Annotated in this window: 11 protein-coding genes; 4 read left to right on the forward strand and 7 right to left on the reverse strand. The window is 39.6% G+C overall.

Going from position 1 to position 14,528, the window contains the following annotated elements:
- Nucleotides 1-511: 511 nt before the first annotated feature.
- Nucleotides 512-994, reverse strand: coding sequence for a copper amine oxidase N-terminal domain-containing protein (locus PQ456_RS02195; protein WP_273614659.1), 483 nt, complete (start codon nucleotides 992-994; stop codon nucleotides 512-514).
- A gap of 270 nt (nucleotides 995-1,264) precedes the next feature.
- On the reverse strand, nucleotides 1,265-2,953 hold the full coding sequence (locus PQ456_RS02200) for a copper amine oxidase N-terminal domain-containing protein (RefSeq protein ID WP_273614660.1): 1,689 nt from the start codon (nucleotides 2,951-2,953) through the stop codon (nucleotides 1,265-1,267).
- 344 nt (nucleotides 2,954-3,297) lie between these two features.
- Here PQ456_RS02200 and PQ456_RS02205 point away from each other — a divergent pair, with 344 nt between their 5' ends.
- On the forward strand, nucleotides 3,298-3,876 hold the full coding sequence (locus tag PQ456_RS02205; protein WP_273614661.1) for an RNA polymerase sigma factor: 579 nt from the start codon (nucleotides 3,298-3,300) through the stop codon (nucleotides 3,874-3,876).
- Nucleotides 3,873-4,766: an anti-sigma factor domain-containing protein gene (locus PQ456_RS02210; protein WP_273614662.1), complete on the forward strand. Its 894-nt coding sequence runs from the start codon at nucleotides 3,873-3,875 to the stop codon at nucleotides 4,764-4,766. Before PQ456_RS02205 ends, PQ456_RS02210 begins: the two co-directional genes overlap by 4 nt.
- A gap of 114 nt (nucleotides 4,767-4,880) precedes the next feature.
- On the opposite strand, the gene PQ456_RS02215 is transcribed toward PQ456_RS02210, so the two are convergent.
- Complete coding sequence (locus tag PQ456_RS02215) at nucleotides 4,881-6,356, reverse strand: potassium/proton antiporter (protein WP_273614663.1); 1,476 nt, start codon at nucleotides 6,354-6,356, stop codon at nucleotides 4,881-4,883.
- Nucleotides 6,357-6,531: 175 nt separating this feature from the next.
- Between PQ456_RS02215 and PQ456_RS02220 the strand changes: the two genes are divergently transcribed.
- The gene (locus tag PQ456_RS02220) at nucleotides 6,532-8,034 is read left to right on the forward strand and encodes an HD-GYP domain-containing protein (protein ID WP_273614664.1); all 1,503 of its coding nucleotides are present in this window, start codon (nucleotides 6,532-6,534) and stop codon (nucleotides 8,032-8,034) included.
- A gap of 160 nt (nucleotides 8,035-8,194) precedes the next feature.
- On the opposite strand, the gene PQ456_RS02225 is transcribed toward PQ456_RS02220, so the two are convergent.
- Nucleotides 8,195-10,873, reverse strand: coding sequence for a YhgE/Pip domain-containing protein (locus tag PQ456_RS02225; RefSeq protein WP_273614665.1), 2,679 nt, complete (start codon nucleotides 10,871-10,873; stop codon nucleotides 8,195-8,197).
- 363 nt (nucleotides 10,874-11,236) lie between these two features.
- Between PQ456_RS02225 and PQ456_RS02230 the strand changes: the two genes are divergently transcribed.
- Nucleotides 11,237-11,464, forward strand: a complete 228-nt coding sequence (locus PQ456_RS02230; RefSeq protein ID WP_204826491.1) for a CsbD family protein — start codon at nucleotides 11,237-11,239, stop codon at nucleotides 11,462-11,464.
- 676 nt (nucleotides 11,465-12,140) lie between these two features.
- Here the strand turns inward: PQ456_RS02230 and PQ456_RS02235 are convergent.
- From PQ456_RS02235 to PQ456_RS02245, 3 genes are read right to left on the reverse strand one after another with little or no spacing between them, the layout of a single operon-like run.
- Nucleotides 12,141-12,812 carry a GNAT family N-acetyltransferase gene (locus tag PQ456_RS02235; protein ID WP_273614666.1) on the reverse strand — a complete coding sequence of 224 codons (672 nt, stop codon included), beginning with the start codon at nucleotides 12,810-12,812 and terminating at the stop codon, nucleotides 12,141-12,143.
- Between the two features lie 8 nt (nucleotides 12,813-12,820).
- The gene (locus tag PQ456_RS02240) at nucleotides 12,821-13,531 is read right to left on the reverse strand and encodes a GNAT family N-acetyltransferase (protein ID WP_420540636.1); all 711 of its coding nucleotides are present in this window, start codon (nucleotides 13,529-13,531) and stop codon (nucleotides 12,821-12,823) included.
- Nucleotides 13,532-13,534: 3 nt separating this feature from the next.
- Nucleotides 13,535-14,392, reverse strand: coding sequence for a carbon-nitrogen hydrolase family protein (locus tag PQ456_RS02245; protein ID WP_273614667.1), 858 nt, complete (start codon nucleotides 14,390-14,392; stop codon nucleotides 13,535-13,537).
- Nucleotides 14,393-14,528 lie beyond the last annotated feature (136 nt).

The raw sequence follows: 14,528 nt of genomic DNA on the forward strand, positions 1-14,528 counted from the left end.
ATATGTGATAAATCATTATATTCAAAGTTGCCGCGTATACAAAATACACTTCGTAGGAGCACGATTACTATAATCTGCCCAATCTGATGATAATATGGCTGCTGACTGCAGCTATTTTTAACCCGTAACCCCGAATTTGGAAATGGACGGGGACGGTTTTGGTTCGCTCTGTATTACATCTAAGTAACAGTTGAGTCCAAAACAACAAAAGCCCTACCTCTCTCTTGTCCTTGCGGCTCCGATGACCGCGCCAGTGTGAATCGGCAAACTTCAAATTTCTTGGGTTTTAATCATAAAGGAAATTTGAGATGATTCCGGCAGCATACCGAAAAAAGAATGCGAAGGATAAAACCGAGGGTTAAACAATAACAGTAATTATTATACGCTTATTTCAGATAAAAAGCAAGAATTAACTTTTAGACCATAGACTGTATATTTTACAAAAGAAAAAGAACACTCTATGATCTAGAATGTTCTTTTTGTATATATGATCTACGTTAGACTTAGCAGATTAATAAGTTTTGTTGATTGTGATCATGCCGTTACTTACGTTCATGTCCCATTCGAAGTTGTCTACGAACCAACGTACAGGTACAAGTGTTTGTCCGTTACGAGAGATAACCATATCGTTCAAACCTTTACGCATGTTGTCTACTTTGTATACTTTAGAATTCACCCAGAACTCATAACGTTGGATACCTGTATCCAACCAAGTTGTAGATGTTTCTTTGTTGTAAGATACTTTCATGTTTGCATTCATTGCAAGGTAACGCAATGGTACATATGTAGTTCCTTTATATACAACAGGAGCCATTGGCATAGACATTGAAGCGCCGTTTACCATGTACATTTTACTTCCCATTGTAAATTGAATTACTTTTGTTTTTAATTCAGGACTCATATCTGCTGTTGTAGGTGTTGCTGCGAATGCTCCAGCAGCTGGTAACAATAGGGATAATCCAAGTACAGGTGCTAGCAATTTGTTTAATTTCATGTGTAGTGCTCCTTCGTCTAATAGATATATTTTTTGCTCTCTTACTAACTTATAAACCAATTTACCGATTACTAATCAGCTAATAATTAAAAAAAATGACAATAGAGTAATATTTAGCAGGGAATACAAAAATTAAAGATAAAATCTTGTATACATCAGCTAACAATTCATAAAAACAACACCTTGCGCATTGAATCTGCACAAGGTGTCGCCATGTGGACAATCATGAAGTATAGATATGAAATATGATGCTACCTAGCAAACGAGATATTAATACGTTTTGCTAATCGTGATCGTATTATTATTTACACTCATGTTCCATTCAAAGTTATCTGCAAACCAACGTACAGGGATTAAAGTCTGTCCATTACGAGAGATAACCATATCGTTCATGCCTTTACGCATGTTGTCTACTTTGTATACTTTAGAATTCACCCAGAACTCGTAACGTTGGATACCTGTATCCAACCAAGTTGTAGCTGTTTCTTTAGTGTAGAATACTTTCATATTTGCATTAGCTGCAAGGTAACGCAATGGCACATATGTTTTACCATTGTATACTGTAGCTTTAGTGCTCATAGTCATCGATACGCCATTTACCATATACATTTTGCTACCAGGTGTAAATTGAATTACTTTTGTTTTCAATTCAGGGCTGGTATCAGCGCTAGTACCATTCGCTCCACCTGTAGAAGGTGTTGTTGGTGGTGTAGCTGGCATATTAGGCATGTTCGGCATAGATGGTGTAGTTGGTGTTGTAGGAGTCGGAGTTGCAGTACCGCCGAATTTGGCAGGGTATTGCATGACGATTGCTTCACTCAAAATGTCTCCAAATCCAAACATGTGGTGATAAGCCATACGTTCTTCAGAATAAGCTGTTGTGTAATCTTTAGCTACATAAGAATCGAATGCTTTAAGCAACATTCCGATATGTTCTGCAAGCCCAGATTCAAGAGCAGCTTGAGGCAAGTTAGGGTTAGCATCTGCGAAGAATTTCGCTTGTTTTACTTTGTATTCTGCTAATTCATCAACTGCTTTTTTCTTCGCTGTTGCATCGCCAGCAGCTGTTGCTTTTACATAATCTACAAAGTATCCAATATGAGAAGCCCAGATTGTTTTGAAAGCAGCGCCAGCTTCGTTACCATATACAGAAGCAACAGCAGCACTCAAATCATCTGTGTTTTTGTTAAGTAGAGCAGCGGCTTGTTCAAAATCAGGAGCACCGTCAACTCCTTTTTGCATTGCCCACGCAGCTAATGTTGCATGCTCGCCTAAGATGATACCTAGAGCAGAGCGCAAGTCAGAAGCTCCCATTGTAGACATATCTGTTGTAAATTTGTCAGGATATTGTTTTACAATTGCAGCGCTTAATGTATCACCAAACATAAACATATGTTTGTAAGCTTCATCTGCTGTTGTATATGCTTTTGTATAATCTTTAGCTACATAAGCATCAAATGCAGTCAACAGCATATTGATATGTTCTTCCAGTCCTGCTTCTAGTGCAGCTTGTGGCAAATTAGGATTTGCGTCTGCAAAGAACTTGGCTTGTGTTACTTTATATTCTGCTAATTCGTCTTTCGCTTTTTGTTTAGCAGCGCTATCGTTTGCAGCGGTTGCTTTTACATAATCCACGAAATATCCGATATGCGAAGCCCAGATCGTTTTGAAAGCAGCACCAGCTTCATTACCATATACGGAAGCAACAGCAGCACTCAAATCATCTGTATTAGCATTTAGAGCAGCGGCAGCTTGATCGAAATCAGCTTTGCCATCAATTCCTTTTTGCATTGCAATAATAGCTAGCAACGCATGTTCTCCAAGAACTTGCCCCAATGCTGAACGAAGATCAGCTTTAGCGCCTTTAGTTGTTGCAGCGGCAGCTCCTGCTGTTGTTGGTAAGATCAATACAACTGCCATTAGCAGAATACCAATCTTAGATAGAACAGACTTGTACATGTTTCCACTCTCCTTAGGTAATTTGGGATCAGTTACATTGTGTTCATCAAACAGGTACTTCATAGAAGAATACGCTTACTTTAGAGCAGTGGATCATCTTTCCTGAAAAAAATTAAAAATGTTTAACTGAATTGTAACCCCTTTGTGACGCATTTCTTAAAAATGTAACAACTAAACTGCTTACTCTAATTTAATAAGCTATTCACTTAGACTTGAACCAAATTTCCAAAAATAAACTTTTAATGTAAATAAAGCAGAGAACCAATAATATTTTTTAAAAAGTCATCCATAGCAAATTTTCTTGCGAAGGTTATAATATAAGGGAACAGGAAAGGAGCCCTTGGATGAACGATATAGCAGAAGACAGAGAACTTATGCGACGGATTTCCCAAAAAGATGCCGAAGCACTTGAATGCATATATGACCGTTATGAACGGGCAGTGTATTCGTTCGCCTATCGGATTGTACAAGACACGATGGCAGCAGAAGAAGTAGTACAAGAATTATTTCTGCGTGTATGGAATCATGCAGAGCGTTACGATCAAAGCCAGGGGAAACTATCTACATGGATGTTTACGATTACGCGTAATATCGCTGTAGATATGTTACGACGCAAATCATCACGGGCACCTGTTGACCCTACTAAAGATGAAACACTTCGTGGTATACCTGATATGAAGGCCAATACCGAAGAGCAAGTGACGCTGAACTGGGAGCGGCAGCGTATTAAAGAAGCAATGGATGAATTGAGAGAAGATCAGAAGCAAGTGATTGAATCTATATATTTTCAAGGATTGACTCAGCATGAAGTCTCCGAGCGATATAGTATTCCGCTAGGAACCGTCAAGAGCAGAGTAAGACTTGCCATAAGGCAGCTTCACAAGAAGCTTGCTGGAGCGGTGAGGGGGGAAAACTATTTATGAATAATGATAATCAATATAATAAAAATGAACTAAACGATATGATTGAAATGTATGTACTGGGCGGTTTGGATCCAGAAGAACAAGCACAGTTCGAAGCATACATGAAAGAAGATGAACAATGCCGTCTGGCGGTTGAAGAACTTCGGGAGGTGATGGACATTTTGCCATTCGCCGTTGAAGACGTTGCGCCACCAAAAGGTATGAAGAATCGTGTGTTGAGTCATATACTTACACCTAGCCATACAGAACAGACGATATCAGATGATCGGGGAACCACTCCTATAGAAGTGGAAAAATCATCGGATGAGTCTATTGTGAAGCCAGCAGTCGTATACAGTACGCAAGAAGATAAAGCATGGACAAAAGATAAAAACAAAGGCAGATTCTGGCGCATTGCTACTACATTTGTTGCCGCTGCTGCTGTTATTATAGGAGTATATGCTTCTAATTTACGCGGGGAGATTGACAGCTTACAGCAACAATTAGCTATTTCAAGTACGCAGGTGAATAGTCTACAAGGAAAATTAGCGACTGTTTCTATGCCTACACAAGGGCTTAAAGTAGATGAAGCAGTGAAGCTGAATCCAGCTACAGCCGATATTGTTGCGCAGGGACTCGCATCAATTGTTATTGATGATAAGGGAACCCATTTACTTGTTCAAGCAGATAACTTACCCAAGCTAAAAGGTAAACAAGCGTTTCAAGTCTGGTTGATTAAAGGTGATGTGAAGCAAAGTGCAGGAACGTTCCTTACTCAAGACGGAACAGGAGCGATGTATTATACATTCAAACCAGAAAATTATGACACCATTGCGATTACACTTGAACCGGATGAAAAAGGGGATCAACCAAGAGGACCTGTTATTCTGGCAGCAGAGATTCAGGGGTAACCAGTTTACTTTCATCTCGTGTTCGATCATATATGTACACCTATAACAAGCGCCCTCCCATTATTGGAAGAGCGCTTGTTTTGTGTATAGGCAACAGAAAAGAATGTGGCTACATCATGTAAGAGGAGGAGACGTAGGATCGATCTCACCTGTAAATAATTTGCGAATATCTTCACGTTTGGCTTTGGGCCCGAGCAGATACACTTTATCACCTGCTAGCAATACAGTATTACCGCGTGGTGTCAGTATTTCTTCATTACGAATCAATGCAGTGATCAATACACTTTGAGGTAAATGGATATCTTGAATTTCTCGATTGATCATACAACTTCGCTTATCCAGAGTAAGATGGCTAATCTCTGAAGTGGTACGACCGGTCGCTACAAGTTCAATAATCGAAGGTTGTTGATCCGGTATATTTTCAGTTAAACCTAATTTGTCAGCGAGCGATGATATGGTCGTTCCTTGAATAAGAGCAGAAGACAGAACGATAAAAAAGACCACATTAAAAAATAAATGTCCATTAGGCACACCTGCTAATAGCGGATACGTTGCCAGTACAATCGGAACAGCTCCGCGAAGCCCTGCCCATGCTACCAGTGTTTTTTCACGAAATGAAAATTTACTAATCAATAGACTGGCATATACCCCAAGAGGTCTGGCTACCAGAATCAATAAGACCGATAAAATAATCCCTTGCCATGCTACAGCAGGTAATTGTGAAGGGAAGACAAGCAGACCGAGTAATACAAACATTAATATTTGCATAATCCAGCCAAAACCCTGATTGAATTGTAAAATAGAACGTCGATACGTTAGATCAGAATTCCCCATTACTAGAGCCATCACATATACACCCAAAAAACCGCTAGCATGAGTGAGTGAACTTACCCCGTATGTAAAAAGTGCGGCTGAAATCGCCAGTACTGGATATAAACTCGCTGTCTCAAAATTAATTTTGTTAATCAGCATTACCGCAAGCTTACCGCAAATAATACCGAGTACCAGTCCAAAACCCATTTCCCAGAAAAATGAAAAGATTTTGCTCCAAATGCTAATCGAAGGATCTTGAATTAATTCGATAAACATAATCGTTAAAAAGACCGCCATCGGATCGTTACTACCAGATTCAGCTTCCAGCGTAGACGTAATTTTCTTGCTGACATTTTTACTGCCAAGCACAGAGAAAACGGCTGCTGCATCGGTCGATCCTACAATCGCTCCAAATAATAATCCTTCGGTAAGACTTACCCCTAAAATCAAATGAGCAAAATAACCGATAATAAAAGTAGTTAGCAATACACCTATTGTAGCCAGAGATAAAGCAGGACGAATCACAGGCTTTACCATATCCATCCTTGTCTGCATCCCGCCTTCAAACAAAATAATGACAAGTGCTAATACGCCGAACCATTGAGTGATAAAAGCATTATCATAATAAATAAAACGTCCGAGTCCCATACCAGCTAGTATAAAAAACACAAGTGCAGGCATCCCGAAACGAGAAGAAAATTTGGTGGAAAGCACGCCAATCAGTAGAAGGCTTCCAAGAAGTAAGATCAAATTACTGGTCATTTCTGTTGTATGCATAGGCAAGCCCCTTTTTATCGTAAAATATATCTATAGTTATATATTAAGCTTTTATATATAAACGAAATCATCTTTATAAAAACATCAACTTTTAAACAGGTAGAACCGAAATAAATAAAGTAAGAATCAATTGCTAGTTTATCAAGTGACGTATTTAGGAAAAGAGGAGACTACTTTGAAGTCATATCGAACGTTCCTCAAGCAAATTTTATTGAACTATATTATCGGATCGGTGATTGCAGTCGCTGTCGTTGGCGGATTATTTGTTTTAACAACGGTTGATGCACCACTCTTACAAAATATAAGAATGGTTGGCATTATGATGTTTTCGTTTGTCGTGATGTTAGGGCTTGAAAGTATTGTATTTAGACATCATATCCGTACGATTCGTGAAGCATGTGTGATTGATTTTCCAACAGAAGAAATGATCAAACGCGCTTATATCCAACTACATAAATTTCCCAAGCTATCGGTGTATCGCATTATGTTGCCGCACTTTTTAGGATTAACTGTGCCGGCATTGATACTGATGATTATTTGTATGGGAAAAGGTTGGATTACGTTACCCACCTACTATTTGTGGATCGGCGGCGCAGGAGCATTAATGGTAGCGAGTATGCACGCTTTTATTGAATTTTTTCTAACAGCTTCAGCGATTCGTCCGATGTTGATCCTGATGAAAGAACGTCTGCATCGTCTGTATGGCAAAGATATTTTGGAATTAGGGCAAGTTCATGTATCGGTTCGTCGTAAATTTCAATGGAGTATTTTTTTGATCGGTGTGTTTCCATTAGTGTTATTTAGTCTGGCGGCGCAGATACGTTTGCAAGAAATGACAGGCATGCAAAGTGGCGAATATTGGAGCTGGGCAGGTGCTGTTATTCTAGTCAGTATCGCTTTTAGTATTGTCGGAGCACAGTTACTGGCAAGAGATGTAGAGCATCCTATTCGTAATCTGTACAGCGAGATGGAACATGTCAAAAACGGTGATTTTAGCGGAGAAGCGGAAGATTATTATTCAGATGACTTTTCGCTATTGATTTCAGGATTTAATCATATGATCAAAGGATTACAATTGCGTGATCGTCGTAGTGCTCAATTGCAGGATAGTTATTTTGCTACATTAGCGGCGGCGCTGGATGCACGTGATCCCTATACAGCCGGACATTCGTTACGTGTAGCTGAATATGCTGTCATTATTGGTGAAAATGCTGGTCTAAGCACGTATGAATTGGATCGCTTACGCAAAACAGCATTGCTTCATGATATCGGTAAGATCGGGATTACAGATTCGGTATTGCTCAAAGACGGTAAGCTGACAGATGAAGAATTTGATCAGATCAAAAAACATCCGGCTCTAGGTGAAAGTATTTTACAACAGGTCGAACCGAAAGATGCGATGCAACCGTATTTGCCAGGTGTACGTTCTCATCATGAGCGTTATGATGGCAAAGGCTATCCTGACGGGTTACAGGGTGAAGATATTCCGTTATTCGGACGGATTATTGCTGTAGCGGATGCGTATGATGCGATGACATCGAACCGACCTTATCGTAAAGGAATGCCTTCCGAAAAAGCGATTATGATTTTGGAAGAAGGACGGGGAACTCAGTGGGACCCGCAATTTGCTTCGATTTTTATCGATAGTTATCGTAAGAAAAAAGAGCTGATCTCCTAAGGGATCGGCTCTTTTTTTGGTTGGGTGAGGATTGAGATCATGTTGGATAGAAGTGGAAAAAGTTGCGCTTATGGTGCCAAGCGCTGGATGTAAGATATTTTGCAGTGCAAAAATCATATTTGATTGAAGTAGAAGAAGTCGCGTTTATAATGCCAAACGCTTAAGGAATTAGTTTTGTTTTTTTCGCTTTTTCTGCCATTTTTTCAGTTAGTGGTCCTAGTGGTTTTTTGAATACAACTGCAAATAGCATAAACAATATCATAAATCCGATCAGATACAGTACATCTCGATACACTGTCTCCATTAGCATCCCGCCGACTGCTTCACGTAGCACTTCTACAGCGTAGGTGAATGGGAACCATGGATGTAATGCTTGGAAAAAAGTACCGGTCATACTGACAGGGAATGTACCACCTGAACTTGAAAATTGAAGCACAAGCAAAATGATTGCCAGTCCTTTACCGATATTGCCGAATACTGATACGAGTGTATAGGTTAGTGTTACAAAAACCATACTGATCAATATACTTAATCCGACAAACCAGACTTTATCGACGACATATGCACCTAATATAAAGATATCTCCAAGCGAAATAATAAGCGCTTGTACCATACCGATCGTCATAAAGGTAAACATTCGACCAAAATAAATCTGATACGGACGGTAACGTTTTTCTATATCTTCGACTTCTACTTTGAACATAGATACTAATAACATTGCGCCTACCCAGATCGAGAGGGTAGTGTAAAATGGCGACATCGCTGAACCATAGTTAGGAATCGGATAGGTGCGATTTTCTTCTAGCTGTACTGGACTTGATAAAAAGTCACTTTCTTGCTGAATATCTCCTTTTAACCATTTGATAATTTGGGACAGCTCGCTATCACTATTTTTGAGCAGTCTGACTTTATTGGCTGCACTATGCACCGATTTTTCAAGTCCCGGTAGATCATCACGTATAAAATCGCCTACTTTATGCACCGCATTTTCGGCTTCTGGTAATTTATTTTGGATCAAATCAGTGATTTTATCTAACTCTTTTTCTGCTTTGGGTAGATCGTTACGTACAAAATCGGCGGCATCATGAACTTTTGTTTCAATACCGGGCAGATCGTTATTTACAAAGTCAGCCGCATTATTAATAAGCTTGGTGAACTTGGCCATTTTGCTTTGTAATAATTGATTAGCCTCATGTAATTTTTTCTCGATATTCGGAAGATCAGTCTGCAATTGCTTCAATTCTTCTTGCCCGAACTGTACTCCGCTCTGAGCATCATTTAGCACCGCTTCAACATCGGGTAACTTTTGCTGAGCCGTCTGCAACACACTTGCTGCATCTTTGGCTACGGTTCTAAGATTGTCCAGCCCTTGATTAATATCAGGTACGATCTGACTATCATAGATTGAGATGATATCCCCTAATGTATCGCTAGCATCCGTAGACAATTGACGAAGATTGTTCAAAATATCTTCAGCAGGTTGTTGACCATTGGTGATCGCTTGCTGAATACTGCGTACCAGTTCCAATTGACGTTCAAATTTATCGTGAACGGTATTCAATCGACTGATGGTATTGTCGAGTGGATGATTAGGCAATACATTATTAAGACGCGTTAATAGATCGGTAGTGCGCTCGATAATACCGACAGCACGAGATAAGCGTGTATCTAGAAATGAGAGAGCATCCAGAGCCGCTTGCGGATCAATATCTGCGCCTTGAATTGCATCGACTAATTGAGTAGTCGCATCGGCTGTTTGTTGTAACAGAACTAAATTTTGACGAATAATCGGTGCCACTGAATCAAAAGCACCATCATTTTCATCTAAAAAAGTATTAACTCGATTGGTAAAATCAGCGCTGATATCTGTAATTTCTTTTACTTTTGGCAATGCGTCTTGAGCAGCTGTAATAATACCGGATAATTTGTCAGCATCCTCAATCGCTTGGTTGAGTGCATCTTCTACTTTGTAAAAGTTTTTATCAAGTTCGCTCACTTTATCTGCGGCGGCTTGAATTTCGGGTAGTCGCTTTTGTAACAATAAAATCTGATTGCCTGCTTCTTTGATCTTCGGCAGATTATCTTCTACTTTGAGAATCATATTACCGGCGGCTTCGATCTCAGGAATTCGTTTTTGCAAAGCGACAATTTTTTGCGCTTGGGCATCGATTTGTGGAAGCTTTTTCTCTAGCTCTAAAGCTTTATCTGCAAATTCATCAATCTCTGGTAAGCGTGCTTCTACTGTCAAAATTTTATTTTCAATATTGCGAATCGTTGGAAGTTCTTCTTCGAATTTGATTCCAGCGTCTTGCATTTTAGTCAGCACCGCTTCACTGGCGGTTTCTACAAATTCATCACTGATCTGTTGTGTAATCGTAGTAGCACCTTTGTCTGTAATTTTGGGCGCGACTGCACTGATTTTTTCATTAACAGTATAGATAATTTTAGGCTTCACCGGATTCTCGGTTAGAATACTGCCAATTTTTTTGGAAAAGTCAGATGGAATAAGTAGGCTGGCGTAATATTCGCCTGTATCGACACCATGTCTAGCGGTATCTTCATCTACAAACGTCCAACCTAATGTCTTGTTCTTTTTCAGATTTTCGAGTACTTGATCACCGACATTAATCTCCTTTCCTTCAATTGTGGTTCCTTTATCTTGAGAAGTGATGGCAATTTTGATACCTGACGTATTGCTGTACGGGTCCCACATCGCTTTGAGGTTAAACCACGCGTATACCGAAGGTAATAACATAATCGCAATGACTAACAAAATACCTGTAGATACACCGAAAATGTTTTTCCAATCACTTTTATAAATATTCCAAATGTTTCTCATAACTTCGTTATACCACCTAATCGCCTATAATAAATTCAATACTTCATACTATCATTTAACCTCTAACTCCTTACACTACCCTAACGATTCAGAAGTAAAAGGTCAGGTTAAATACAACGTAGGATAGCTTATATATCAATCCTTCAACAGGTTGTATGCCTTGAGTATGGATAATAAACGCTATAGGCTCAACAAGCAAGTGAATATTATCTTTTTATTTAGGTAGGCTATCTATTTATTTTATTGTACCACAATTTTCATATGGATGTGCTTTGAGTCAAATAAGTCAGTATCAATATGTGATGGGCAGATCTATACCTATCAATGTTGATCCAACCCAAAATGATAAAGGAGCGAATAACAATGAATGATGATATTATCAAAGGTAAATGGACGCAATTTAAAGGTGAAGCGAAAAAACAGTGGGGTAAATTGACGGATGACGATCTAGATGTGATCAACGGTGAAAAAGAGAAGTTTATCGGAAAATTGCAAGAACGTTACGGTCATAGTAAAGAAGCAGCTGAAGAAGAGTACAATACGTGGAGCAAACGTCATTACGAAAATGATGCTAATAACACGTTGTTATAAGCTGTACATTTATAATTTTGCAATTTAGACTTGCCAGAATGGTCAAAGTATCGTAGAATTGGTCTTGCATGTGACTAACAACGACATAGATGGCACATAACATAAAGGGCGATTGTAATATCCTTAATCGGGGATATCACAATCGCCTTATTCATTTGTAATGGGGAAAATGATTGGAATGCTGCGGGCGCGTGGTGAGGCGCTGCGAGAAGGGGATCTTCTTGGCGTCGCTGGTGAACGATGATCCCTTGAATAACCGCTATGCGGTGGGGATCACCGTTCAAAGGCAACTTTCAGAAGATTCCCCTTCTCTTCGCTCACTACGTGCTGGAGCATATAGTAATGATTTTCTTGCGGCTCTGCCGCTGTGGGAGTGGCAGGGTAGGTCAAGGAATGAGTTTGGTAAGAGGTATAGAACAATATATAAGAGATATGAATTTGTAGAGAGATAAATATTTAAAAAGATATTAGGATATAGTCTGTGTAATAGAAAGAGTTATAATTTATGTACGGATAGAATGAAGGGATGGTTTACTTTTAAGTAGGAATAAAATTAAGATATATTACATGTGAAAATATTACGTATAAAATACTACATATGAAAAGTAAAAAGCTGATGACAAAGGGGGAGAATGGACCGCTTTGCATCAGCTTTTTTATATTGTTATAAATAGATTTAGAGTGGGAGTAGGGCAACTTGGGAGCGTTGACCGACTTGGGTGACCATTTGTTCCCATGCTTCTGGTTTTTGAGCGAGAACGGCGTAATAGCGACGTAGGAACTTTTCGATTAGTGATCCAGGTAGAGATGTAGTCGTTGGATCATAGGCTAGAAAGCAGAAATCGAGTTCAGATACAGTTTCGCCATCGTTGTTCCATGATGGGTGAATATAAGGGAAGTCTAATTTACGATAACCCAGATGAGACAGAACTTCACGACGGACAAAAGGGTCCATCGGTTTGATACCACCAAATTCATGATGTTCGATACGGTAAGGATCGTAGATTTCAGCGAACATCCCGAATAATTCTTTGCCTGCTTCGCTAGCGACTTGTTGTAGATCAGCTTGACGTTGATTAGCTAGAAAAGCTCCGATTCCTAATCCCGGTTCACCGATAATCGTAAAGTCAGTCATTGCCACGTTATCATCTTCGTAATAACGGTACTCGGTAGCTCCTACGACTTTGCCTTCATGTACAGCTACAAAAACACGAATACCCGGATCTTCTAACGGTTCTTTCCATAGATCAAACGATAATACTTCTTCTGCCGGGAAAATACGTCCCATCAAACCATGCATATCTGCAAATAAAGGATCTTCAATATTCGTAATACGTACAAATTCCATCAGTATAGTCATCCTTTCAAGTTACGTGTAATTAGGAGCGGATTCTGCCATTCCATCAACACAGCATAATGGAGTGATTCTTCATCGTCTAAATAATGTTCGATAATCGTGAGCGGTGTTCGTCCACAGCGGAGTAGAAATGATATTACAGGATCATACAATGTTCCTTGCGTGATCGCTTCTACATACTGCTGTGGTGTATAGTCCTGAGCGACCTGATGATACCCGGGCATACGACCTGCACCCAGTAATCGTGTAAGTCCCATCGCCGTGACGACTTCATACATGGACTGCATGAGTAATTTACCAAGCCCCCATTGCCGATAATGAGGATGTACACATAAATCGGCAACATACAATGTATCTCCTGTCGGTTGATGATTGCGAATATACCCGTTGTCTGTGACTTCTTCCCAGGTGTGCTGTGGATGATTAGGGTCGAAATCAATCAATAATGAAGTCATTGAACCTGCTAGCACACCATCAATTTCAATACAAAGTGCACCTTGAGGAAAGCGTGTTATATGTTCATGCAGTTGCTCGGTATTCCACCATAGCTCGGAAGGATATGGTGGTGGAAAAGCAGCACGCTGAATCTCTATTAAATGTTCAAAATCTTTTTGTGTATATGACCGGACAATAGCAGGATATGGGGTGCGGTTATGGAATACATAACATGATTTATAATATGATGGAAGAGTACCTTCATTCATCGTCATATATTAAGACCAATCGGTATACAAATCTGTACGCCGATCACGCCATGTAGTGACAGAGCCTTTTTCACGTACTTGATATAACAGCTCCAGATCAAGGTCAGCAGTCACGATCATATCATCATTGATCTCGCCTTCCACCAGAATACCACGTGGTGGAAAAGGAACATCATTCGGCGTAATTACAGCCGCTTGTCCGAAGTTGCCACGCATAAAGTCTACTGTTGGCAAAGAACCGACTGTACCCGTTGTAACTACATAGACTTGATTCTCGACAGCACGAGCATGACTGGTGTAACGAACACGATGGAAGCCATGACGATCATCGGTACAAGATGGGCAGAAAATCACATCTGCACCTTTTGCTTTTGCCATACGCACAATTTCAGGGAATTCAATATCATAACAGGTTAACAGAGCAATCGTTCCTTTATCTGTTTCAAATACAGTTAAGCCATCGCCTGCTGACATATTCCATTCTGTCACTTCGGTTGGCGTAATATGAAGTTTGGGTTGTACAGCGACCCGTCCATCTGGATAAAATAAATGAGCTGTATTGTATAATTTCCCTGCTTTTTCGATCACATGGGTTCCACCGATAATATGAGTACCTGTTTCCTGAGCCAGTTGTTGAAATAATTGCACATAAGCTTCAGTAAAATCAGGCAATCTCTCAATACCTAGTGCTTGTCCATGTTCATCACCAATCGATAATAATTGAGTGGTAAAAAATTCAGGAAAAAGAATAAAGTCTACTTCAAATTCTTGCGCAGTCTTCACATAATGAGTGACTTGAGCAGCAAATTCTTCAAAAGAAGATATGGTGTGAAGGCGATATTGTACCGCCGATACGCGAAATTTCATAGCGAATAAAAACCTCCTGATATTGAGATATATCCATCATAACAGAATTGAGAAAGGTTATAAAAGAGGAATAAACGAAGTACCTATGCTACAATTTAAATTGGAATATGTGATATATGTTTTACTTTATTTTACA

The sequence above is a fragment of the Paenibacillus kyungheensis genome, assembly GCF_028606985.1.
In the GTDB taxonomy this organism is placed as follows: Bacteria; Bacillota; Bacilli; order Paenibacillales; family Paenibacillaceae; genus Saccharibacillus; species Saccharibacillus kyungheensis.